Annotated in this window: 13 protein-coding genes; 7 read left to right on the plus strand and 6 right to left on the minus strand. The window is 71.5% G+C overall.

All coding sequences use genetic code 11. From position 1 onward, the window contains the following. The first annotated feature begins 53 nt into the window (after positions 1–53). A complete protein-coding gene (locus ACFYWJ_RS25680) occupies positions 54–698 on the plus strand; it encodes a dihydrofolate reductase family protein (protein ID WP_355283921.1) in 645 nt (214 codons plus the stop codon). 45 nt (positions 699–743) lie between these two features. Here the strand turns inward: ACFYWJ_RS25680 and ACFYWJ_RS25685 are convergent, their stop codons facing one another. Further along, the gene (locus tag ACFYWJ_RS25685) at positions 744–1,313 is read right to left on the minus strand and encodes a helix-turn-helix domain-containing protein (protein WP_355283924.1); all 570 of its coding nucleotides are present in this window, start codon (positions 1,311–1,313) and stop codon (positions 744–746) included. Positions 1,314–1,433: 120 nt separating this feature from the next. Between ACFYWJ_RS25685 and ACFYWJ_RS25690 the strand changes: the two genes are divergently transcribed. Then, positions 1,434–3,896 (plus strand): FAD-dependent monooxygenase, encoded by a 2,463-nt coding sequence (locus tag ACFYWJ_RS25690; protein WP_355283927.1) that lies wholly within the window; start codon positions 1,434–1,436, stop codon positions 3,894–3,896. Here ACFYWJ_RS25690 and ACFYWJ_RS25695 read toward each other — a convergent pair. Then, positions 3,874–5,106 carry a glycosyltransferase gene (locus ACFYWJ_RS25695; RefSeq protein WP_355283929.1) on the minus strand — a complete coding sequence of 411 codons (1,233 nt, stop codon included), beginning with the start codon at positions 5,104–5,106 and terminating at the stop codon, positions 3,874–3,876. The two genes, ACFYWJ_RS25690 and ACFYWJ_RS25695, sit on opposite strands and share 23 nt — an antisense overlap. Positions 5,107–5,119: 13 nt before the next feature. Continuing rightward, positions 5,120–6,409, minus strand: coding sequence for a glycosyltransferase (locus ACFYWJ_RS25700; RefSeq protein ID WP_355283931.1), 1,290 nt, complete (start codon positions 6,407–6,409; stop codon positions 5,120–5,122). A 41-nt stretch (positions 6,410–6,450) separates the two neighbouring features. Here ACFYWJ_RS25700 and ACFYWJ_RS25705 point away from each other — a divergent pair, with 41 nt between their 5' ends. Further along, positions 6,451–7,455 (plus strand): Gfo/Idh/MocA family oxidoreductase, encoded by a 1,005-nt coding sequence (locus tag ACFYWJ_RS25705; RefSeq protein WP_355283933.1) that lies wholly within the window; start codon positions 6,451–6,453, stop codon positions 7,453–7,455. Here ACFYWJ_RS25705 and ACFYWJ_RS25710 read toward each other — a convergent pair. The 3 genes from ACFYWJ_RS25710 to ACFYWJ_RS25720 all read right to left on the minus strand — a co-directional run bounded on the left by ACFYWJ_RS25710 (position 7,438) and on the right by ACFYWJ_RS25720 (position 21,253). Continuing rightward, the gene (locus ACFYWJ_RS25710) at positions 7,438–8,505 is read right to left on the minus strand and encodes an alpha/beta fold hydrolase (protein WP_355283935.1); all 1,068 of its coding nucleotides are present in this window, start codon (positions 8,503–8,505) and stop codon (positions 7,438–7,440) included. The genes ACFYWJ_RS25705 and ACFYWJ_RS25710 overlap by 18 nt on opposite strands. Then, on the minus strand, positions 8,502–10,601 hold the full coding sequence (locus ACFYWJ_RS25715) for a thioester reductase domain-containing protein (protein ID WP_355283938.1): 2,100 nt from the start codon (positions 10,599–10,601) through the stop codon (positions 8,502–8,504). The genes ACFYWJ_RS25710 and ACFYWJ_RS25715 overlap by 4 nt, the downstream gene beginning before the upstream one ends. Before the next feature lie 572 nt (positions 10,602–11,173). After that, positions 11,174–21,253: an HAD-IIIC family phosphatase gene (locus tag ACFYWJ_RS25720; protein WP_355283940.1), complete on the minus strand. Its 10,080-nt coding sequence runs from the start codon at positions 21,251–21,253 to the stop codon at positions 11,174–11,176. A gap of 173 nt (positions 21,254–21,426) precedes the next feature. Between ACFYWJ_RS25720 and ACFYWJ_RS25725 the strand changes: the two genes are divergently transcribed. From ACFYWJ_RS25725 to ACFYWJ_RS25740, 4 genes are all read left to right on the plus strand, one after another. After that, on the plus strand, positions 21,427–22,755 hold the full coding sequence (locus ACFYWJ_RS25725; protein ID WP_355283942.1) for a cytochrome P450: 1,329 nt from the start codon (positions 21,427–21,429) through the stop codon (positions 22,753–22,755). A gap of 85 nt (positions 22,756–22,840) precedes the next feature. Further along, entirely contained in the window at positions 22,841–23,122 is a 282-nt protein-coding gene (locus ACFYWJ_RS25730; RefSeq protein WP_355283945.1) for a hypothetical protein, read from the plus strand. Between the two features lie 29 nt (positions 23,123–23,151). Next, positions 23,152–24,225: a magnesium and cobalt transport protein CorA gene (locus ACFYWJ_RS25735; RefSeq protein ID WP_387161685.1), complete on the plus strand. Its 1,074-nt coding sequence runs from the start codon at positions 23,152–23,154 to the stop codon at positions 24,223–24,225. A 139-nt stretch (positions 24,226–24,364) separates the two neighbouring features. Then, positions 24,365–24,766 carry a hypothetical protein gene (locus tag ACFYWJ_RS25740; protein ID WP_355283948.1) on the plus strand — a complete coding sequence of 134 codons (402 nt, stop codon included), beginning with the start codon at positions 24,365–24,367 and terminating at the stop codon, positions 24,764–24,766. Positions 24,767–24,790: the final 24 nt, after the last annotated feature.

The raw sequence follows: 24,790 nt of genomic DNA on the forward strand, positions 1-24,790 counted from the left end.
ATCGTCTGAGTGGCAACCTACGTGGTGTCGGTACCGAGCGCTAGGTTCGTCCGATGACACAGTTCGTTCGCGTTCAGAACTTCTCGATCTCCCGCGACGGCTACGGGGCGGGCGAAGGGCAGAGCCTCGAGCACCCGTTCGGCCACGCCGACCCCGCGGACTTCATGTCCTGGGCCGGTGCCACCGCCCACTGGGTCAACCGGACCGACCCCGGTGGCACCTACGGTCTCGACGACTACATCACCCGCGACTTCGCGAACAATATCGGCGCGGAGATCATGGGGCGCAACAAGTTCGGCCCGCAGCGCGGCCCGTGGGAGAACCACGACTGGCAGGGCTGGTGGGGCGACGAACCACCGTTCCACACCCCGGTCTTCGTCCTCACCCACCACGCGCGGCCGTCGTTCACCCTGTCCGACACCACGTTCCACTTCGTCGACGCGGCGCCGGAGGACGCCCTCGCGCAGGCCAAGGCGGCCGCCGACGGCAAGGACGTCCGGATCGGCGGTGGTGTCGCGACCGTCCGGGCCTTCCTCGCGGCCGACCTGATCGACATGATGCACGTGGTCGTCGCCCCGGTGGAACTCGGTCGCGGTGAACGATTCTGGAACGGCCCCGACGACTACGCCGACCGTTTCCACCACGAGCAGGTGCCGAGTCCGAGCGGCGTGGTGCACCACTTCTTCTGGCGGCGCTGAATGCACTGAGACTAATTCAACTATCCATATCAGTGGGTCGCGTGACTACGCGCTACCCGCGACGACGGCCCTCGTCGCCGTGTCCGCGATCTGTTCGTCGGTGAGCGCGCTGTGCTCGATCAGCGCGTGGGAGAGCACGATGCGCACCACGACCTCGGCCGCCGCCGCGGGCGGCAGCGCGAGACCGTCGCCCGCCCTGGCCGCGATGAGCGGCGCGGCGAGCGCGGCGACCATCTCGACCAGGTTGAGTTCGGCGTCGCCGTGCTGGACGGCGACGCCGAGCAGCCAGCCGGGCTCGTTGCTCCGGATATAGCCGAACGCCGGATGCTTTCGCAGGTAGGCCAGCGCGAACAGGGTGGCCGACCGCACGACCTCGGGCAGTGGCGCGAAGAGATCGATCGCGCCGTAGGCGGCCGCGACCATCGCCGCGATCTCACCGCGCCCGACCGCCGCCACGAGCCCGTCCTTGTCACCGAACTCCCGGTAGGCGGTCGCGCGCGAGACCCCGGCCCGCTCGGCGACCGCGAGCAGGGTCAGCGAATCGAGACCGCTCTCGGCGATCAGCGCGAGAGCCGCCGCCCGCAGCGCGTCCGATGATCGGGTCGTCGAAGCCATGTCTCTTTCTACACCGACGGTTGCCAGGTCTCGACCGCTGAGACTAATCTTCCTATTCGTATCAGTTCGGGCGGCGCAGACGGCGGCGTGGACTGATCTGACAACGGAGTCGGAGGACAGATGAATCCCAGGGCAGGCCTCGAACGGGGACGGCGCGGCCATGCCGTGGTGTTGGGCGCGAGCATGGCGGGGCTCCTGACAGCCCGGGTGCTGAGCGAGACGTTCGACACCGTCACCGTGGTCGAGCGCGACGATCTCTCGACGCCGGGCGACCGGCGGGGTGTCCCACAGGGCAGGCACGTGCACGCGCTGCTGGCCAGGGGCAAGCAGAATGTCGAGGCGCTCTTCCCCGGCATCACCGCCGAACTGCTCGCCGACGGCGCGGTCGACTGCCGTTCCCTGACCGAGATGCGGATGACCATCTCCGGGCACACCCTGCACCGGTCCGACGGCGGATACTCGCTCCTGCAGGCGAGTAGGCCGTTTCTGGAGTGGCGGGTGCGGCAGCGCGTCCGCGCGCTCGCCAATGTCCGGATCCTCGACCGCACGAATGCCCGCGCCCTGACCACCGACACAGCGAACAGGCGGGTCACCGGAGTCGATGTCGAAGACGACAGCGGCCGCCGCGACCTCTCCGCCGACCTGGTGGTCAGCTGCCTCGGCCGCCACGGCCCGATCACCGACTGGCTCGCCGAGCTCGGCTACAACCGCCCCGCCGAGGAGGGCCTGCGGATCGACATGATGTACGCCAGCCGCTACCTGCGCCTGCCCGGCGGCAGCGTCGGCGACAAGGAGATCGTGATCGCGGGCCGGGATCCCGCCCGGGGGCTGGCCCTGTTCGCGATCGAGGACGGCCTGCACATCCTCACCCTCATCGGTTACGGCGGGGACCATCCGCCGACCGATTCCGATGGGTTCTGGCGCTTCGCCGCCTCGGTCGCGCCGCCGGACGTGCGCCGGGCACTGGTGGACGCGGAGCCACTCGGCGAGATCAGCACCTACCGCTACCTGGCCAATCAGCGCCGACGCTACGAGCGCCTGCGCCGATTCCCGGACGGCCTGCTCGTGCTGGGTGACGCGGTGTGCAGTTTCAGCCCCGCGTTCGGCCAGGGCATGACGGTGTCCTCGCTCCAGGCGCTGGAACTGCGCGAGGTGCTCGCCGCGGGCGACCACGAGCTGGCGTCCCGTTTCTTCCGCGCCGCGGCCGGCGTCGTCGACGACGCGTGGACGATCACCAGGCTGTTCGATCTGGCCATGCCGCACGTGGACGCGCAGGGTGAGCCACGGCTGCGGGCGATCGGCTCACTGACCCAGGTCGCCGTCGCCCTCGGTGCCCGCGACGCGACACTGGGACAGCAGATCTCCCGCATCGCGGGGCTCCTGGACGGCCCGGCGACCGTCCTGTCGCCGCGTGTTCTCGCCGGTGCGGCCCGAGCCGCCGTCGCCCTGGGTACCGACCGGCTCCGGTCCACCCGCTCGGTCGACGCAACATCGTCACGGCCGAGTGCCTTCGATCCGCTGCCGACCGGCCCCGCGCCCGGATTCCATCTGCTGCCCGTCGCGGCCGTGCACCGGGATACGCCGGACAGCACGCTGATCGAATTCGCGGTTCCCGACTCGCTCGCGGACCGGTACTCCTATCTGGCCGGACAGCACGTCGTGATCCGTGGTCTCCATCGGGGCCGACCGATCCGCCGTAGCTATTCGCTGTGCGATGCGCCGGGCCAGGGGCGTCTCCGGGTCGCTGTCAAACACCAGGACGGCGGCGCCTTTTCGGCCTTCACCCGCGACCAGTTGACCGCGGGCACGCTGCTGCACGTCTCCGAGCCGACCGGAACCTTTACCGCCACACCGTGTTCCGATCGGGCCGACCACTACGCGGCGGTCGCGGCGGGCAGCGGCATCACCCCGATCGTCTCGATCATCGCGACCGTGCTGGCCGAGGAGCCCGCCAGCACGGTCACCCTGCATTACGGCAGCCGTGACCAGGGCAGCACCATGCTGGCCGACCCGTTGACCGCCTTGAGCGCCCGTTTCCCCGATCGGCTGCGTATCGTCCACCACCTGTCGCGTCAGCACCCACCGACCGGCACCGGAAATGTCCACTACCGGCACGGTCGTCTCGCCGCCACGGATCTGGATGCCGTCGACGCGGACCACTGGTTCGTCTGCGGGCCAGGAGAACTCACCCGCTCGATCGTGACCGCGCTGTCGGCCCGAGGGATCGATGCCGAGCGGGTGCACCTCGAGATGTTTGCGACCGCCGCGCCGGAACCCACCGTGGCCCAGCCGGACACACCGCCGTGCGAGGTAACGCTCACCGGCTACGGAGACAATCTGGTGTTCACCATGCCGCAGGGCCGCCCGATCCTCGGCGACGCCGTTCGACATCGCGACGACCTCCCCTATTCCTGTCTGGGCGGCTCCTGCGGCACCTGCCTGGCCTCGGTGCGGTCGGGCCGAGTCGTGATGGACCCCGATCCGCTGCTGGCGATCGGCGCCGCCGACCTGGCCGCGGGCAAGGTGCTGGCCTGCCGGGCCTACGCCGACGACGACGCGGTCACCCTCCGGTTCGGCGACTGACACCCCGCCCGGTCACCGCGACGGCATCCTGGTAGACCGACAGCAGGCGGTCGAGATGACGGGATTGGCGTGGCTCGTCCCCGGACGCGGCCAGGACCTCCCGCATCGCGCCCAGGCGCGCGCGGTCCGTGGCGAGCGCCCCGAGGACATCGGCGAACGCGCGCACGGTCGGATCACCGGTGCGGACACCGCCGCCCTCGGGCACGGTTTCGGACAGTTCGGGATCACAGAACACGATCGGCAGTCCCGTCGCGACCGCTTCCAGCAGCACCATGCCCTGGGTGTCGCAGTCGGAGGTGAGCAGCAGGACATCGTGCGCGCGCATGGCGGCCAGGATCTCGGCCTGCGTGACCGCACCGTGCAGGCGCACTCGCTCCCCCGCCGCGTCGGCCGCCGCGCCGACCTGGTCGGCGAGGGGGCCGTTGCCGTAGACGTCGAGCGTGCAGTGCTCGGTCAGCCGGACGGCCTCGATCGCCTCGAGCGGGCGCTTCTCCGCCGAGAACCGGCCACACCACAGCACCCGCAGCGGAGCTCCGGTGGCGGGTGCCGCGCGCTCGGCCCGCCGGACGCGATCGAGCAGCGCGTCGTCGATGCCGTTGGACACCACGTGGATCGGGCGGTCGACACCGCGGGCGGCCAGCCTGCGGGCGAAGTGCTCGGTCGGCACCACCACCCGATCGGCCGATTGCGCCTGGGCGAGCAGCGGCCGCCAGGCGAGCCGTGCGGTCCGGCCGTCGCCGTCGTGGCGTTGGTCGCCCCGCAGCGGCACGAACCAGCCGTGCAGCATCCGCATGGTCAGGGCCGCGAAATACGGTGACGGCGAGTACTTCTCGATCATCGTGTCGTCGCGGCTCTGCATGCTCTGGACGACCGGGACGCCGTGGCGGCGGGCGGCGCGCACGCCGGCGATGCCGACGCCGTAGGTGGTCAGCGTGTGCACGACATCGACCGGCCCGCGCTCGGCGAACGCCGCGTCGAGCAGGCGCCGGTTGGCCCGGGTCGGCAGGACGACGGGCAGGCCGTTGTTCATCGACAGCGGCACCGTGCGGAGCGGGATCGTGTCGTCGCTGTCCCCGGAACCCGGTGCGGGCGCGGTGAAGACGCTCACCCGGTGGCCGCGGCCTCTGAGTCCGTCGCACAGGGCGCGCTGGGCGGTCTGGACACCGCCGAGGGTGTCCGGGTGGAAGTCGGTGAACAGCGCGATGTGCACGCGGCCGCCCGGCTCAGGCCGTCGCCGCGACGACGAGGCGTTCCACCGCGTCCGCGGCCGCGCCGACCCCGTTCTCGGCGGCGACCGCGCGCCCCAGTTCCGCCGCCCGGTCGCGGGCTCCGGGCGTCAAGGTGCGGGCCAGGGCGTCGTGCAACCGATCGGCGGTGAGCGCGGGATACGGGAAGTCCGCGCCGATGCCGAGGTCGGCGATGCGCCAGCCGTAGAAGAACTGGTCGCTGTGCACGCCGATGACCACCGCGGGCAGACCGGCGCGCAGCACGTCGTGGGTATTGCCGCTGCCGCCGTGGTGGACGACCGCGCGGCAGCGCGGCAGCACCCGGTCGTAGTCGAAGGAGTCCAGCACGAACAGGTTCCGGTCGTAGCCGATGCCGCGCGGGTACCCCTCGCCCTTCACCGTCACCAGTGCCCGGACGCCGAGGCGGCGGCACACGTCGGCGATCAGATCGCAACTGCCGACCGGGTCGAGGATCGGCATGCCGGTCAGGCAGAAGTAGACCGGTGGCTCGCCCTCGTCGAGCCACTCGGTCAGCGTCGGGTCCAGCTCGGCTTCGCCCCAGGCGCCGCGCAGCCGGGGCGGCAGGATCGGCGCACCGACGACGGTCGACCGCTCGGGCCAGTCGGCGGGCTTGGGCAGCAGGACCGGACTGACCATGTGCACCAGCGGAATCCCGTCCTCCCGGATCCGGCGGAACGGATTGCGCGGCGCGCCGGGCAGTTCCATGAGTTCCCTGACCCGGCGGTCCACCCGCCGATAGGCCACCCCGTAGGCGAACTCGAACCCCGAGTAGCTGGCCAGCCGCAGCCACCGCGACGCGACCATCTTCTTGACCATGAACGAGGACGGGAACTCCCGCGTCCGCTCCAGCGGATACGGCAGGCAGCCGACCACCCGCTGGCCCGTCTTCTCGCCGCGCTCCATCGCCCACGGCAGCGTGGACGCGCACGAGACGATCACGTCGGCCCCCTCGCACGCCTCGGTGAGCACCTGGTGCATCCGCTCACCGCGCGCACCGGTCATGATCTTGACGGTATCGAGCATGATCCGCACGAACGGCAGGGTCTTGCCCGAGGACAGCGCCCGTTTGGCCGCGGGCGACTCCAGCAGTTCGGCCGAATTGAACGGGATGACATGCGGTTCGAAACCCGACCGCCGCACCACCTCGGCGTAGTTCTCGGTGGCGGTGATCGTCACCGCGTGGCCGCGGGCAGCGAATTCGTCGGCCAGGGCGAGATAGGGCTGGTGATCGCCCCGGGTTCCGGCGGTCAGCAAGGCGATACGCATACTCTCGACTTTCGTTCGTGATCTGTTGTTACCGTCTGCTCGTGACCGAAGACCCACGCCCCACGCTCCGTATCGGCATTCTCGGTGCCGCCGCCATCGCGCCCGCGGCGATCGTGGGTCCGGCCCGGCGCCATCCGGAGGTCACCGTCGCGGCGGTGGCCGCGCGCGATCGCACGCGGGCCGCGCGTTTCGCGGACAAGCACCGGATCGCGCGGGTCTTCGACGACTATCAGGAACTGGTCGACGCGCCGGAGATCGACGCCGTCTACATTCCGCTGCCGAACGGCCTGCACGGACGCTGGACGCGGGCCGCGGTGGCGGCGGGCAAGCACGTCCTGTGCGAGAAGCCGTTCACCGCGAACGCCGACGAGGCGCGCGAGATCGCCTCGCTGGCACGGGATTCCGGTCGCGTGGTGATGGAGGCGTTCCACTACCGCTACCACCCGCTGATCCGGGCCGCCGAGGACATCATCGCCTCCGGCGAACTCGGCACGCTGCGGCGGGTGGAGACCGCGCTGTCGTTCCCGCTGCCGAAGTTCTCCGACATCCGCTACGACTACGACCTCGCCGGCGGCGCGCTCATGGACGCGGGCTGCTACGCCGTGCACATGGCCCGTGTGCTCGGCGGCCAGGACCCGGAAGTCGTTACCGCGCAGGCGAAACCGCACACCGATCCCCGGATCGACCGCGCGATGACGGCCGAGTTGCGGTTCCCGGCCGGGCACACCGGGCGCGTCAGCTGCTCGATGTGGTCCTCGGACGTGCTGCGGATCAGCGCGACCGTCGTCGGCGACCGCGGCCGGATGCGCCTGCTGAATCCGGTGCTGCCGCACTATGGGCATCTGCTCGCCGTCCGCTCCGACCGCGGCAGGCGGGTGCGCCGCTTTCCCCGCCGCCCGTCCTACGACTACCAACTCGACGCCTTCGCCGATGCCGTGCTGCGCGGGGCGCCGGTGGCCACCACCCCGGACGACGCGATCGTCACCATGTCCGTCATCGATGCCGTCTACCGCCGCGCCGGGCTGCCACTACGCCTGCCCAGCTGAGTGCTCGTCGAGGAAGTCGACGAGGTGCCCGAACACGTCCAGCGCCGCGCCACGGCCGATGAACGCGTCCAGGTGCCCGTACGACGGGATCTCGGTGTAGCGCACGTCGAGACCGGGGTTGCGCACCGCGAGCACCTCGTGGCAGAGCCGGTTGGAATCGACCCAGGCCGCGTTGCGGCTGCCCGCCAGCAGCAGCACCGGGCAGTCGATGCGGTCGGCGTGGTCGAGCGCGTTCTCGGGCAGGGCCAGGTAGCGGTCGTCGTCGAGGTTCCAGCGCACGACGGCGTGGGCCAGCTCCATCTGGCGCAGGTGCGGCAGCACCGAGAGCGGGATCGCGCCGAACAGCTCGGCCAGCCGGTCGTGGGTGCGCGGGTCGAGGTGGTCGTGGGCGAACAGTTCGGCGCCCATCCCCCAGCCGTGGTGGACCATCCGGCAGGTCGGGTCCGGGCAGTCGCCCTTGCGCGAGAGGGCCGCGTAGAGCAGGGTGCGCCGCGACCACAGTCCCACCTTGCGGAAGTCGGATTCGAGGTGGCCGACACGGGAGCCGAGCAGTTCGCTGCCGACCAGCACCCGCACCCGCGTCGAGGTGCTGACCTTCGGGGTGAGGAACACACCCTGGGCGACGACACCGGCCAGCCCGGGCAGCAGACCCGCCGTCAGGCTCTGCGCCAGCGCCAGCGCGCCGACGCAATGCGCCACCGCGAACAACGGACGGTCCCCGATCGACTCCCGGACGCGGGCGACCGCGGCGGGCAGGTCGTAGAGCGCGACATCGTCGAGGGTGTAGGGCGGACCGGACACGTTGTAGGGCAGGCGGCTGCTGCCGCGCCAGTCGAGCAGCCACGACTGGTAGCCCGCGTCGGCGAGCACGTCGACCAGATTGCGGATCTCGGCCAGCGCGAACATCTCCGAGGACACCCCGTGCCCGTGCACCAGCAGCACCGCGGGCGCGCCCGCGGGGCCGACACGGCGCAGCCGCAGGTCGAGTCCGTCGGCGGTGCGGACCGTGATCGTCTCGGATTCGGTGCCGGACACCCGGGTCTCGCTCATCGGCGGTATTCCTTCCGCAGGGCGCGGCGCAGGTCGAGCAGGTCGATGCCGACGCGCAGCATGGGCTCCATCAGGCTCTTGCCGAGCTGCCCGCCGAACCAGCTGAGCCACAGCATCTTCGCCAGCCGCCGTTGCCGTTCGGGTAGTCGTGGATCGATCTCGATGCCGTCGATCTGATCGGGCAGGTAGGTGTGCATCGGCACGGCGACCTCGCCGGTGTGGGAGCCGGGTTCGCCGACGCGGCCGAGTTCGATCACCTGGGTACCCAGCTGGCGGACGAAGCGGCGGCGGGCGGCGGCGAACTTGTGGCCGGTCCACCACCAGGTGCCGCCGGCCGGATCACGCAGGGTCAGCTGGTAGCGCATGATCGGGTGTCGCAATTCGTCGGGCAGCGGGATTCCCTCGTGCGGTCGGACCGTGGCGGTGCCGTCGACACGCAGTGGTTCGTCGTGCAGGGCGGGACAGGTGAGCTCCCCGGTGACGTCGAGGGTGCGCGCCGCGAAGACCTGGGCGCTGTTGGCCACCGACAGGGTCAACCGTAGTTCGCACGGGAACGGCACGGATTCCCCTGTCCGGGTGACGGTTCCGCTGAGTGTCTCGTGGAATCGCAGGTACGGGTGGTCGCCCGCCGGGGCCACCTCGGCCATGGCGGCGAGCATCCGGGCGCGGGCCGGACCAGCGCGGCCGGGCGCGGGCAGGCCGTGGGCGGCGGCGAAGGCTTCGGTGCGGGTCGCCGTCGCGGGTGGGGTGTCCACCATCGCGGCCAGCTGCCGCCGGGCGACCGGGCTCCGCAGCACCTGGGCCAGCGGCTCCAGTTCCGTGATCGCTTCGTCCTCGATCGCCCGGACCACGTCGGCACACCACCGCGCCCAGTCCTGGACGCGGACGCCCAGGCCACCCAGCGTGGTTTCGGCCATGATCTGATCGAGCGAGGTGGGCGGTCCGGTGAGGTGATAGGTCTGGCCCCACGCGTCCGGGGTGAGGACGATCTGCGCCGCCACGCGGCTGACCCAGTCCACCGGCGCCGCGTTCAGATACCGGAATCCGGGCACGGTGCGGAACCGCAGCAGGGCCGCGGTGATGCCGGTGTTGAGGTCGCGCGGATTGTGCGCCCCCGTCTCGGGGTGGCCGCCGATGCCGCCGGGACGCAGCACGGTCACCGTGACACCGTGCTCGCCCGCCCGCCGCAGCAGGGCCTCGGCCGCCCATTTCGACCGGTCGTAGCCGATGGGCAGGGCGGCGACGTTCGCGGTCGGCGCGTCCTCGGCGAGGGTGGTGGCGGTCGAGCCGTTGAACACCGCCAGCGACGAGATGTGGTGCAGCGGTTTGGATCGCGTGGCGCAGGCCAGCTCGGCCAGGGTGAGCGGACCGTGCACGTTCGTGCCGCGCAGCGAGGGGTACCCGCGCAGGAAGTCGACCGCGGCGCCCGCGTTGACGATCGCGTCGATCTCGGTGGCCAGGGTGTCCCACCGCGCGGCGGTGAGACCGAGCCGCGGCCTGCGCAGGTCGCCGGCCAGCGGGGTGACCCGGCGCAGGATCTCCCGCGACCACGGCAGGGCGTAGCCCCGGAGGGCGTGCTCGAGCCGATGGGCCGCGGCGATATCGTCGTCGGCGCGGACCAGGCAGACGACGTGGGCGTCGCTGTGCCGCAACAGGTCGAGCAGCAGGTGACTGCCGAGGAATCCGGTCGCGCCGGTCAGCAGGATCCGGCGGGGCACCACCGGTTCCGGCGCGGCCACTACCGGCAGTCGGTCCGCTCCGGCCAGATCGGCGAAGAGCAGGGCGAGGTCGTCGGTATCCGCGGGCGCGGGCGATTCCGCGCTCGACTCGACGGGCTCCAGCAAAGCCACAGACCCGTCGGCCTTTTCGGCCAACCAGCGCTGCGCCAGTCGCCGTGGACGCGCATCGAAGAACACCGTGTCGAGGTCGAGGTGGATATCCAGCTCACGCGCCAGCGCCGCGACGAATTCGACGGCGGCGATGGAAGTGCCACCCGCGTCGAAGAAGTCGGTGTCGACGCCGACCGCCGATGCGGCGAACCGATCGGCCAGGGCCGCGATTGCCTCGGCCACCTTGTCGACATCGGCGGCTCGCATGTGGACGTTCGGGCTCGATGTGGTTCGCCCGGCGGCGTCCGAGGTGTCCGACTGCCCGTCGGCCTCGGTTTCGCCGAGACGGCTCGGGTCAGCGGTGCCCGAGGGGCCAACCGACAACCCGACAGCCTCGGCCCCGCCGATGCGACCGGGCCCGGCGGTGCGCGCGGTGTCAGCCGACGGCCCGACAGCCTCGTTCCCGCCGATGCGGCCAGACGCGGCGGCTTCCGTGATGTCAGTCGAGTGCCCGATAGCTGCGGCCACGTCGGTACGCCGCGGCGCGGCAGTGTCCGTGGTGTCCCGCGAGTGCTCGATGGCCTCAGCCGAGTCGGTACGCCGCGGCCCGACGGCGTCCATGGTGTCACGCGAGTACTCAATGGCCTCAGCCGAGTCTGCGCGGCGCGGCGCAGCGGCATCTGGGTGGTCAGCACCACCGAGTGGCTCGCCGGTGTGCACGCCGACGCGGGCCAGCAGTGCGGCGACATCCATTCCCGCAGCGCCACTGTCGATGGACTCGCCGCGGGCGCGCCGGTCGACGGTGGGGTTGCGGGCCGTGGTCACTTCGTCCTGGTTCGTCACTGGGTCACCTCTCCCGCGGGCACGGGGGTGTGCCAGGAACGGAACTCGCGCAATCGGTCCGGTGTCGTCGACACCTTCTGTGCGTCGTCGTGGGCGTCGTGGCCGTGCAGGCGGGCGGCCAAGCGGCGCGCGGGGGTGTTGCGGGCGGTGTTGTCGACCGTCATGCGCACCGTCGAGCAGCCGAGGGCCTCCGCCCGATCGGCGACCCAGCGCAGCAGCCGTTCCTCGACGCCGCGGCCGAGGGCCCGGCAGCTGAGCTGCCAGCCGGTGACGCGCAGGCTGTCGCCGTCCACGCGCAGGGCCAGCACGGAGATCAGGCCGTAGTCGCCGAAGCGGTCGCGCGCGGTGGCGGTCCAGACCTCACCTTCGGTGCGCCAGCGGTCCAGGTCGTCGCCGGTGACGGCGGCGAGGGTGAACTGGGTGGTCCGCCGCACGAGCTGCCGTGCCCGGGTGGCGGAGTCGTCGGTGAGCGCCTCGATCTCCACCTCGAGGCCGAGCTGATCGAGGAACTGCTCGAATTCGACAGTGGCCCGGACGGTGTCGCGTGCGGACTCCTGGCGGTAGAACTCGGCCCGGCCCCGGTCCTCGGCGGTCGTGGCGAGCGGAACGAGCGGCCACAGCCGGGTGAGGAAGGACGGGAGTTCGTCGGCGGGCGGGCAGGTCACCGCGAGGACTTCGGGGAGCTCGGCGCGCATCCGCGCGATCTCGACGGGGTTGTCGTCGAGGTAGCAGAAGGTGTCGAGTCCCAGGCGCAGCGTGTCGGCGACGGCGGCCAGGCGGCCCGGCTTGGCCGCCCACCCGGTGGCCACGGCGGCGAAATCCGCACGGCGCAAGGGACTGTCCGGACGTGCCAGAATCTCGTGCACGATGTCGTCGTCGTTGTTGGTCAGCAGCACCAGCAGGGTGCCCGCGTCGCGCCACTGCCGCAGCCGGGCGGCCAGCGCCAGCCGTGGCGTATCGAAACGCACACCGGCGGCGCCGGTTTCGCCCGCGGTCCCGCTCCACAGTGTGTCGTCACCGTCCACGGCGATGACCTTCGGCGCCGGCTCGCCGACCGCGGTGACGGTCGCGACCAGGGTCAGCGCCACCGCCGCCTGGAATTCCGGGGTGAACGGCAGATGCGCCAGAACCTCGGTGCGCTCGTCGAACGGGGCGTCCACGACGTGGAATCGGTGCCACTCGGTGTGCTCGAGCAGCGCGACGCCGGGAACGTCGCGCAGCCGATCGGCGACGGTCCGCTCCCAGTCCGCGAACCGCGGCGTCGGCCGCAGCGACGGGAGCAGGCCGACGATGATCGGCCGTCCGGTCCGCGCGACGACATCGCCGACCGCCGTGGGGAATTCGATCGCCAGTTCGGCGAGCACATCGTCGGTGAGGTCACCGAAGCGCTCCAGATCCGCGGCGCGGATCAGCACGACACCGACCTCGGTCGACGGCTGCGCGAACACGCCCGACGGGTCACGCAGGCACGACAGCACCTGGTGGTACGGCGCTTCGGCGACGGTGAGTGGCACCTCGGTAGCCGCGGCCGCCAGCAGCTCGGGGAGCCGCCCCAGCGCGAATGTCGCACCGACCGCGACCCGCAGGCCCGACTTCGACTGCCGCCCACCGCTTTCGGGCACGGCGGGCGCACCGGGATCGGCGACCGCCGCCGCGACGACCTCGAGGTAGTACCTGCCGAAATCGGCGCAGGCCGCCGCGTCGATGATGTCGGTGTTGTAGGTGAACCACACCTGGTCGGTGTCCGGCAGCACCGCGATCATCAGATCGAGATCGGAGAACCCGGTACTCACCGGGACGATCTCGGCGCTGGCCACCGCGGAGTTGGCGCGCAGATAGTTGAAGTAGACCTCCACCATCGGCGCGTTGTCCCGGTACAGCCCCTCCCCGGCCAGTGCGGCCAGGACCTCGGCGAACCCGGCCCCGGGCGCGAGGAGCGTGCGGAGCCGATCACCGGTGCGCCGCAGCACATCGGCGACCCGATCGCCCTCGGCCACCTCCGCGGGAAACGGCACGGGCACACCGAAGTAGCCGACGGCGTCGGTCGCGTCCGCGTGCATGCGGGTGTCGACCGGTACCGCGAGCGCGAACCGATCGACCCGCTGCCGCCGGGCCAGCGCGACGGTCAGCGCACCCAGGAACAGGGCGGCCGGGGTGATCCCGAGCTCGCGTGCCCGGTCGGCGACCCGGTCGTGCAGTCCCCGCGGCAGGTCCAGTGCCGAGGCGCCCGCGCCGTAGGTGCGTTCGGCCGGGCGGGGGCGGGCGAGGGTCAGGTCGAGCCGCCGCGCCCCGGCGAAGGCGGCGCCCCAGCGCGTCACCGCGGTGTCGTCGCGTCGGCTCGGTTGCGCGGCGAGCAGCTGGTGCAGGTCCCGGTTGGTGACGGCGTCGTCGAGTGGGGCACCGGACAGGTCGGTCGCGAGTTCGCCCGCGACCAGCAGCATCGACTGCACATCGCTCATCCCGTGGTGCGCCCCGAAGACCAGCACCTGGCCCGCCGCACCGGCGTCGAGCAGTTCGAAGCGCCACAGCGGACCGGTCGCCGGATCGAACGGCGGTGTCATCAGAGCGCGGAAATGCCGCTCCACGACACTGTCGTCGAGGTGGTCCAGCATGCGCCACCCGACCGGTACCTCGGCGTCACGGGAGATGGCCAGTTCCCGGCCGTGAACCTCGCTGGGCCGGATGGTGGTGCGCAAGGCGGCATGTCGGCCAGCGAGCCGGGCCACGGCCGCGCTCAGTTGTGTCCGGGTGACCGGTACCGGCACCCGGACCGCGACGCCACCGGTCTGCGCGGCACTCGGGATACCGAGCTGTTCGGTGCGCAGCAGCCGCATCATGTCCCGGGTCACCGGCAGCACCTCGACCTCGGGGACCTCGACCACCACGGCGGCGGTGTCGTCGCCGGCCCGGCGGCCGATCTCGTCCACGAGATAGCCCGCGAGGTCGGTGAGGCTCTGCTCGGCGAGGATGGTGCCCAGCGGCACCGCGATCCCGGTGTGCTCACGCACCTTGTTCCGCAGTTCCACCGCCATCAGCGAATCCAGGCCGAGACCGTGCAGCGACATCCCGGCGTCGACCGTCTCGGTGCCGCCGTGTCCGAGCACGTCGCCCGTCCACCCGGCCAGCGCGGCCAGGGCGGTGGCGACCGCGTCGGCGCGGGGCGCGGTGCGCAGCTCGTCGGCGAAGCGCGAACTCACCCCGGCGTCGACCGCCGCGCGATCGGCAACCGCGCGGCGGGGCGCTCGCCGCACCAGCCCGTGCAGCAATGGTGGCACCGCCGGTGAGCGGCGCAGGACCGCGGTGTCCAGGAGCAGCGGCACCAGCAGCGGATCGCCGTGTGCGAGAGCGGCATCGAAGCACGCCATGCCGTCGGGGACGGCGAACGCGCGGACCCCGGCGCGGGCGATGCGGGCGATGTCGGCACGGGCCAAATGGTCGTGCATGTCGACTTCCCAGGCGCCCCAGGCCAGGGCCTGCGCGGGCAGGCCCAGCGCTCGGCGGTGCAGCGCGAGCGCGTCGAGATAGGCGTTCGCGGCCGCGTAGTCGGCCTGGCCGGGTGTCCCGAACAGGCCACCCGCGGCGGAGAACAGGACGAACATCGACAGCGGGCGATCGGCGGTGAGTTCGTGCAGGTGGTGCGCCGCATCGACTTTCGGGCGCAGCACCGCGGTCAGCTGGGCCGGGGTGAGCGAGCCGATGGTGGCGTCGTCGAGGACACACGCCGCGTGCACGACACCGGCCAGCGGCAGCCCGTCGAGCAGATCGGCCAGCGCGGATCGGTCGGTGATGTCGCAGGCGGCGAATCGCACCCGCACACCCCGCTGTTCGAGGTCGTCGCGCAGGTCCGCGCCGCCGGGGCCGTCGATGCCGCGGCGGCTGACCAGGACCAGGTCGCGCGCGCCGTAGGCGTCGGCCAGGTGGCGCGCGAGTGCCGAGCCGAGGCGTCCCGGCGCACCGGTGATCAGCACCGCGCCGTCGCCCAGGGTGATCCGGGGCGGCGGCGTGGCCCCGGCGGGTTCCGGCAGCCGGGTCAGCCTCGGCACGAACGCGCGACCATCGCGGACGACGACCTGCTGTTCGCCGCCGGCGAGCAGCGCCGGGTAGTCGATCTCCGGGTCGGCCGAGTCGACCAGGACGATCCGCCCGGGGTTCTCCGATTGCGCCGAGCGGACCAGACCCCAGACCACCGCACCGGCCGGATCCGGGCTGATCGGGGAACCGAGGGCTGCCGAGGTATCGGGGTTGCTCCCGAGCGCGTTCTCGACCACAGCGTTGCGGGTGCGAACCACCAGAGTGGACCGCTCGAATCGACGGTCGCCGAGGAACGTCTGGAGCTCGGCCAGGACTCCCTGGGCAACGGTGTGGACCTCGGCGATCGACTGTCCCTCGGGAACGGCGAGGACGACCGTGTCGCCGACACCAGGCCATGCGACCGCTGCCGACCCGCCCGTCGCGGTGGGCAGCGCGAACGGTGTCCACGTCAGGCGGAACAGCCGACGCACGGCCGCCGCCGGTGACGCACCCTGCCACTGGGTGACGTCGATCGGACGCGACAGCAGCGACCCCACCGACACGACCGGACGGCCGGACCGATCCGTCGCGGACACGGTGACGGTGTCGGGCCCCGACCGGCTCAGCCGCACCCGCAGCGCGGTCGCGCCGGTCGCCGACAGCACCACGTCGGACCAGACGAAGGGCAGCAGCGCGTGCTCGCCGTCGCCCGCGAACAGCGCGGTGGCGTGCAGGGCGGCGTCTAGCAGTGCCGGGTGGATACCGAATCCGGCCGCGTCCTCGTGCGCCTGCTCGGGCAGTTCGACTTCGACGAACAGGTCGTCGTCGCGTCGCCACGCCGCACGCACCGCCCGGAACACCGGACCGTACCGATGACCTCGATCGAACAGCCGATCGTAGAGCCCGCCGATATCGACCGGCTCCGCACCGGTCGGTGGCCAAACAGCCGAATCCGTCTGCGCCGGTGCGACTCCCGGGTCCTCGCCGAGCTGCCCGTCGGCGTGCAGCGTCCACTGCGCGTCCGGATCGTGCTCGTCGCGGGCGTAGACGCGCACCGTCCGCCGCTGCTCGACGTCCGCGCCGCCGACGACCACCTGGAGCTGGATCGCGGCACGCTCGGGCACCAGCAGTGGCGCGCGCAGCACCAGTTCGCGGACGACCGGGCAGTCCACCTCGTCCCCGGCGCGCACCGCCCACTCGACCAGCGCGGCACCGGGCACCAGCACCGCGGTGGGTCCCGCATGGTCGGCGACCCACGGGTGCAGCGCGCGGGACAGCCGCCCGGTCAGGGTGACGCCACCCGAATCCGGCTGCGCGACAACGGCACCGAGGACCGGGTGGGCGATGTCGTCGAGACCGATCGCGCCCGTGTCACGGTGACCGCTGTCGGTCCAGAACCGCCGCTCGTCGAAGGCATAGGTGGGCAGGTCGATCCGGCCCGGACCGGGAGCGAGGCGGCTCCAGTCGAGGTCGTGTCCAGCGGCGTAGAGCGCCGCCTGGGACCGCGCCAGCGCCGTCGGCCCGTCCTGAGCTCGCACCAGCGACCCGACGGCGATCACGTCCCGCCCGAGTTCCTCCGCGACGGTCCGGACGGCGGCGGTCAACGACGGATGCGCGCCCAGCTCCACGAAGTAGCGGACACCGTCGCCGATCATCCGCTCGACGGTGGCGGCGAAGCGCACCGTCTCGCGCGCATTGCGGTACCAGTAGTCCGGTCCCGCCGGCGCGAGCGTCATCGGCTCGCCGGTCACCGTCGAATACCACGGAATGGTGGGCACGTTCGCGGTCAGGTCTGCCAGCTGCGCGGTCAGGTCGTCGCGGATCTCCTCGATGATCCGGCAGTGCCCGGCGAGGCCCGGCCCCGACGCACCGAGCCGGGTGTAGACGCCCGCATCGTCTAGTTCGGCGAGCAGCGCGGTGACGGCAGCCTGTTCACCGGCCACGATGGTCGATCGCCGGATATTCACCGCGGCGATCGAGATCCGGCCGTCGTAGGCGAGCAGCCGCGCGGCCACCTCGGCCTCGGGCAACCCGATCATCGCCATCGCCGCCGGGGCGTCGATGGCCTGCATCAGGCGGCTGCGGGTGACGACGATCCGGGCGGCATCGTCGAGGTCGAGCGCACCCGCGCAGTACGCGGCGGCGATCTCACCCTGGCTGTGCCCGAGCACCGCGTCCGGGGCCACACCCGCCGCTCGCCAGGTGGCGGCCAAGGCGGCCATGGTCGCGAACAGCACCGGCTGCACGACCGGGAAATCGACCAGATCGGCGGTGGTCAGCGTGGCCAGCCGGGCGGTCAGCGACCAGCCGAGATACGTACCGAATACCTTGTCGCACAGCTCGAATTCGGCACGGAACGCCGCCGATTCGTCGAGCAGGTCCCGCGCCATGCCGACCCACTGCATACCCTGCCCCGGGAAGACGAAGGCCGTCTTCGCGGTGGTCAGCACCGGACCGTCGCCCACCACGACATTCGCCGCGGTCCGGCCGTCGACCAGGTCGCGCAGCGCGCCGATCATCTCGTCCCGATCGGCGGCGACCAGCACGGCGCGGCGCTCGAACTGGCTGCGTTCGGTGCTCAGCGCCCGCGACACCGACCACGGCTCGGCGCCGGGATCGGCGAGCACGAGGTCGAGCAGCCGCTCGGCCTGCCCGTGCAGCGATCGTTCGCTGCGCGCCGAGATCGGCAGCAGCGCGACCGCGGTCTCGCCGCCGGACGCGACCGGCGCGGGGCTCGGTGCGGGTTCCTCGAGAATCAGGTGCGCGTTCGTACCGCTCAGCCCGAACGCACTCACCCCGGCCCGGCGCGGCCGGTCGCCGCGTCGCCACGGGGAGGTCTGCCCGTGGACCGCGACCCCGCTGCGCTCCCAATCGACATGGGGCGAGGCGGCATTCACGTTCAGGGTGGCCGGAATGCGCTCGTGCTCGAGCGCGAGCACGAGCTTGATGACACTCGCCACGCCCGCCGCCGCCTGCGTGTGGCCCAGGTTCGACTTGAGCGAGCCGATCCCCAGCGGCCGCCCCGGATCCCGGCCCGGCCCGTAGACCCGGGCCAGTGCCCGCGCCTCGATCGGGTCGCCCAGCGCGGTGCCCGTGCCGTGCGCTTCCACGTAGTCGATGTCGTGCGGGGTCAGCCCCGACACCCGCAGCGCCGAGCGCAGAACCTGTTCCTGCGCGGCACCATTGGGCGCGCTCAGGCCCTGGCTGCGGCCGTCCTGATTGACCGCGGACCCGCGCACGACCGCGAGCACCCGGTCACCGTCGCGGCGGGCGTCGCCCAGCCGCTTGAGCAGCACCATGCCCGCGCCTTCGGCCCACACCGTCCCATCCGCGTCGGCGGAGAACGGGGCGCACCGGCCGGTCGGGGACAGCACGCCCAACCGGCACAGCTCGATATGAGCGACCGGCGACATGAGCAGAGTGGCGCCACCCGCCAGCGCGAGATCGCACTCTCCCGCCCGCAGCGCCTGCATCGCCAGGTGCATCGCCACGATCGAGGAGGAGCACGCGGTATCCAGGGTGACGGCCGGGCCGTGCAGGCCCAGTGTGTAGGAGATCCGGCCCGAGGCGACGCTCGGCGAAAGGCCCGTTCCCACTTGTCCGTTCAGCTGCTCGGGTGCCGGGTCGGCCAGATACCCGGTGCTGTAGACGCCCAGGTAGACGCCGGTGGCGCTGCCGTGCAGGGTCCGGGGATCACGTCCCGAGCGTTCGATGGCTTCCCAGGCCAGGTGCAGCATCATCCGCTGCTGAGGGTCCATGACCGCCGCTTCGCGGGGGCCGATGCCGAAGAACGCGGCGTCGAAACGGTCGATCCCGTCGACGTATCCGCCGCGGAACGTATAGGCGGTGCCGGTCGCGGTCGTGTCGGGGTTGTACAGGCCGTCGATGTCCCAGCGCCCCGGCGGCACCTCGCCCAGCCCGTCGGCCCCGCCGTCCAGCAGCCGCCACAGCGCCTCGGGGGAATCGGCGGCGCCGGGGAACCGGCACGACATGGCGATGATCGCGATGCCGTCGTCGTCGGTGTCCGTGGTCGCGACCGCGTCGACGGCCGGAGCCTGCGCCGCCACGTCCTCGGCCGGTGCGGCCAGGACGGTCGCGACACCGTCGATTGTGGGGTGGTCGAAGAAGAGGTTCGTGTCGATGAAGCGGCCGGCGAAGTCGGACAGGTCGACGACCAATTCCACCAGATCCGCTGAGCCCAGGCCGAATTCGACCAGCGGGCGGTGCACGTCGACCCGCTCGGGATCCAGCAGGGCCTGGCGGGCGATCGCGGTCACCAGCCAGTCCCGCACCGCCTCCGCCGAAAGAGCCGACGCGGGCTCATCGACCTCGGGCTCCGCGGCGATGTCCGCCTCGACGTCGGCGATCTCGTCCTCCGGCGCGCGCACGGGACCGGCCAGCAGGGTCAGCAGTTCTCCGGACAGGTAGGCCGCCCGGCACGCCGAGCGCTGGATCTTCCCGCTGCTGGTCTTGAAGATCGTGCCCGGCCGGATCAGCAGAACCGCGGCCAGGGTCAGGCCGTGCTCGGTCGCCACCGCGGCCCGCACAGCACCTTCGATCGCCGACAACTCGGCGGGGTCGGTCCCGCGGACCTCCGCGACGACGACCGGCTGCTCCCCGTCCAGATCGACGGAGAACGCCGCCACACACCCCGCCCGGACCCCGCTGTGAGCCGCCTCGACGGTGACCTCGATGTCCTGCGGATAGTGATTGCGCCCGTCCACGATCACCAGATCCTTGCGCCTGCCGGTGACGAAAAGTTCACCACCGGAGAGGAATCCGAGATCGCCGGTGCGCAGGAACGTACGGTCGTGCCCGGGTAGCTCGGCGCCGAAGACCTCGGCGGTGGCCGCCTCGTCGCGGAAGTAGCCCGCCGCGACGCTGTCACCGGCCACCCAGATCTCGCCCTCCTCCCCCTCCGCGCGCTCGGTCCCGCCGTCCGGATCGACGATCGACAGCGAGATCCCCGGCACCGCGCGACCGACGCCGACGAGTTCGCCACCGCGCGTGGGACTTTCCGCGGCGGGCATGATCGTCGGCGCGGCGATCGTGGACGGGGCGGTGACGATCAGCGTGGCCTCGGCCAGGCCGTAGACCGGTTGCTGGGCCGTCGCGCGGAACCCGGCACGAGCGAAGGTGTCGCTGAAGCGGCGCACCGTGCCCGCCCGCACGGGCTCGGCGCCGTTGAACGCGCACCGCCACGAGCTCAGGTCCAGCTCGTCGAGCTGCTCGGGCGCGATCCGGCGCAGACACAGTTCGTAGGCGAAATTGGGTCCACCGCTGGTGTGCGCGCGATAGGTGGAGATGGCGCGCAGCCACCGCTCGGGCCGCTGCAGAAAGTGCAGCGGCGACATCAGCACCGAGTGCGCGCCGCGATACACCGTGTGCAGCAGCGGCGCGATGAGTCCCATGTCGTGGTACATCGGCAGCCAGCTGGCGAACAGCGCGCCGTCGTGGTCGGCGATCCGGTCGTGGCCCAGGCCCGCGGTCAGCGCCGCCTGGTTGTGCAGCAGGTTGGCGTGGGTGAGGACCACGCCGCGCGGCGCGCTGGTCGAGCCGGAGGTGTACTGCAGGAAAGCCACCGAGTCCGGTCGCAGCTCCGGTTCGCGCCAGCGCAGGGCTGCCGCGCTGGGCAGGTCGTCGGTCGACAGCCACGGCACCCCGGCCAATTCCGGGATCTCGGCTCCCAGCGCCGCCGCTTCGGCGAGGATCCGGCGCGGCGCCAGCACGATGTCGACCTCGGCGTGGGCCACCATCCGCCGCAACCGCCGCAGTGACCGGTTCTCCCACTCCGGCAGCGGCGCAGGCACCGCGACCACCCCGGCGACCAGACACCCGAAGAACGCCTCGGCGAACTCGGGCCCGGCCGGATACAGCAACAGCGCCCGCCGCGGCGCGGAATCCTGGAGCACGGCGCCGATCGCGCGGGCCCGCCGCCCCAGTTCGGCATAGGACAATTCGTGCACGACACCATCGACGTCACCATTGTCCAAGAACCGATACACCACCTCGGCCGGCCGATTCTCGACCTGGGCGAACAATGTTTCGACGAAAGTGTTGAGCACGAACTACTTCCTCTGACCGTGGAACCCACTGACTGCGCCCACAATAGCGGCCACACGAGCGCTCAGCGGGCGTCGTGAACCATCGACCGCGTCATGGTGAGCCCCGATAGTTGGGGGCATCGAATTTTCGACACCGCTTGGCACAACGGCATTTTCGCGGTGAGGATGGCGGGGTGTCACAGACCTCCCTCGCGCTGCGCGACCTGCCCCGACTACCCCTGCGCCGGCTCGGCGAGCTGGGCGGATTGCTGCGCCCCGGCACGCACAGTTCCCCGCTGCGGGAATTCGGCGAGCGATTCGTCGTCGATCCCCCCGGATTTCCCACGATGCTGGTCACCCACGAACCCGGTGATGTGCGCGCGCTGTTCGCCAATCACGACGACTTCTCCATCGGCCAGGTGCTGAGCCGGTTCTCGAGTCACGACGTGATGTTCGGCAAGCAGACGATGATCTTCCTCGACGGCGAAGAGCACCGGCGCGAACGCAAGCATTTCGCGCCGCCGTTCCAAACCGCCGCACTGCGTTCCTACGAGGACCTGATGGTCGACGTGGTCGAGCGCGAACTGCCGAACTGGCCGGTGGGTGAGTCCTTCGAATTCCTGACGGCGGGCTACGACCTCGCCATCGGCGTGCTGCTCGGCGTCGTCTTCGGCGAGGTCGCCCCCGAGCGCCGCGACCGCCTGCGGAACGCGGTCGGCGCGTGGTTCGGCGAGATCGAGAGCCGCGGCTTCCTCGCCGTCACCCTGATCACCCCGTTCATCGGCGGCCTGACCATCCCCTACCCGCCGCTGCGCCGCGCCCAGCGCGAGGTCGACGCCGTCATCGTCGAGGAGATCACCGCCCGCCGCGCCGCGCCCGAGCACGCGAGCGGCCGCCGCGACGTACTGTCGCGCTACATCGGCACCGATCTCGACCAGCACGACGACCCCGCCCTGGCCCGCAATATGCGCGGGGTCCTGCTCGGCGCCTACGAGACCACCGCCATCACCCTCGGCTGGATCGCCGCCATGCTGGCCGCCCATCCCGCCGCCATGGCCGAGGTCGACGCCGCCGTCGACACCGGCGACAGCGCGCGTCTGGACGACTATCTCGACGCGGTGGTCGCCGAAGTCATGCGGCTGCGCCCGGTCTCGCCGTTCACCGGCCGACGGGCGTTGCGCGACACCGAGATCAACGGCATCACCATCCCGAAGGGCGCGATCGTCATCGTGCCGATCCTGCTGATCCACGAATCCGAGCACCACTACCCCGACCCGATGACCTTCCGTCCCGAGCGGTTCCTCGACCACCGCCCGAGCACCAACACCTGGCTCACCTTCGGCGCGGGCGCGCACCGCTGCCTCGGCGCGCAGTTCGCCCTGGCCGAGGCGCGGATCCTGTTCCGCACGGTGCTCGAGCATCGCCGCATCGCGCCGATCGACGGCCCGATCGAGCCGCCGCGGCGCTTCCACACCGGCTTGAGTCCCGCCGCGAACGCGCGCATCACCCTGCTCCCCCGCTGACGGCGGCGACGGCCCAGCACATTAGTGTTGCCGAAAGTGTGCTGGCCGTCCGTCGGCGGCGGCGATCTCCGATGAAGGGACAGTTGTGAACCGCACCCTGCTCGTCACTTCCGTGCTCGCTTTGGCGCTTCTCGGAACCGGTTGCTCGCGCGCCGCCGACCCGGTGCCGCCCACCCCGACGACGCCGCCGCCCACCACCCCCACCGACTCCACCACCCCCGTTCCGGTCCCGTCCGGCACCCACCGCAGGGAAGGCGACTCCTACGATCCGACCGACCCGAACAGCGTCTGCTTCGGCGCCAAGCCCGAACTCCCCCGCCCGTACGCGGGCTGTCCCGGCTACGACCCGAGTCAGCCGCACGGATAACGGACCGGGGGCTCCGTAGGATCGGTGCGGTGTCATCAGCTCCGCAGTTCCGGTTTCGACGTTCCCGCCTCCTCCCCGCGCAGGACGTGCCGAAACCGGCGGTTCCGACGGCGCGGGCGATCGTCGACTGCGGTGTCTACGTGGCCGGGCGGCGTCTGCCCGGCCGGTTCACCCCGGCCGCCGCGCTGGCGGAGGTGCGGCGCCGGTGCGAGGGGTTCGTCTGGGTGGGGTTGTTCGAGCCCGATGCCCGGCAGATGGGTGAGATCGCCCGGACCTTCGACCTGCATTCGCTGGCGGTCGAGGACGCGGTGAAGGGCAACCAGCGGCCGAAACTGGAGCGCTACGACGACACCCTGGTCACGGTGATGCGCACGGTCGCCTATGTCGAGCACGACATGGCGACCGTGAGCGAGATCGTCCAGACCGGCGAGATCATGGTGTTCACCGCGCCCGATTTCGTGGTCGCGGTCCGGCACGGTGAGCATTCCGGGCTGGCCGAGGTCCGGCACCGGCTGGAAGCGGATCCGCAGCGCCTCGCGCGGGGATCGGGGGCGGTGCTGCACGCGATCACCGATCACGTCGTCGATTCCTATCTCGAGGTCGCCGGATCGGTGGAATACGACGTCGAGCAGATCGAAGAGGAACTGTTCACCCCGCGCAGCCGCTTGCCGATCGAATCGATCTATCAGCTCAAGCGCGAGATCGTGGAGTTGCGGCGAGCGGTGAGCCCGTTGGCACAGCCGTTGCAGCTGCTGACCCGCCCGGAGACACCGCTGCCCAAGGAGATCCGCCGCTACCTGCGTGATGTGGCCGATCATCACACCGGTGTCGCCGAGCGGATCAGCGACCTCGACGAGTCGCTGACCGCGCTGGTGAGCGCGGCGGTGGCCAAGATCGCGATCCAGCAGAGCGCCGATATGCGCCGGATCTCGGCGTTCGTGGCGATCCTGGCGGTGCCGACGATGATCGCCGGCATCTACGGGATGAACTTCGACTACATGCCGGAACTGAAGCAGACGTGGGGTTATCCGGTGGTGCTGGCGACGATGGTGGTCATCTGCCTGGCGCTGGTGGTGGTGTTCCGCCGGATCAGGTGGCTCTGAGTATCGGCCGATCGCGTGTCAGTGGTGGTGTCAGGTGTGCGTCAGGGCGGTATCAGGACGCCCCGGCACAGTGTGTTCATCGAAGAAGACAACCGGCACCGACACCGTCGGCGCCACAACGGATTTCGAGGAGAACACCATGTCTGTCACCACCCTGACCGCCCAGGATGCCGGCACCCTGCGCACCGCCGCCTACGGCGCCGTCTCGCTGATGGCGGCCGCGGGCGCGCCGCACAAGGCGATCTCGCACGGCTCGATCGCGCTGATGTCGGCGACCGGTCTGGTCGGTCACGTGCTGGCCACCAAGTCCAACGACATTCACCTGCACGGTAAGTCGGTCGCCGAGCTCGCCGACCAGGTGTTGCCGAGCCTCACCGCGGCCATGCTCCTGCTGGGCGAGCAGCACCCGGCCGAGGCGGCCAACTTCCGCGACACCGTCCTGACCGCCACCGAATCCGCCGCCCAGTTCGCCCAGGGTGTGCCCAGCCCCGCGGTGACCGCGATGCTGCGCAAGATCACCGCGGCCCTCGACGCCGCCTGACGGGTTCGCAGAACAGCCGCAGCG

The sequence above is a fragment of the Nocardia sp. NPDC003269 genome (genome assembly GCF_042888005.1).
Classification (GTDB): Bacteria; Actinomycetota; Actinomycetes; order Mycobacteriales; family Mycobacteriaceae; genus Nocardia.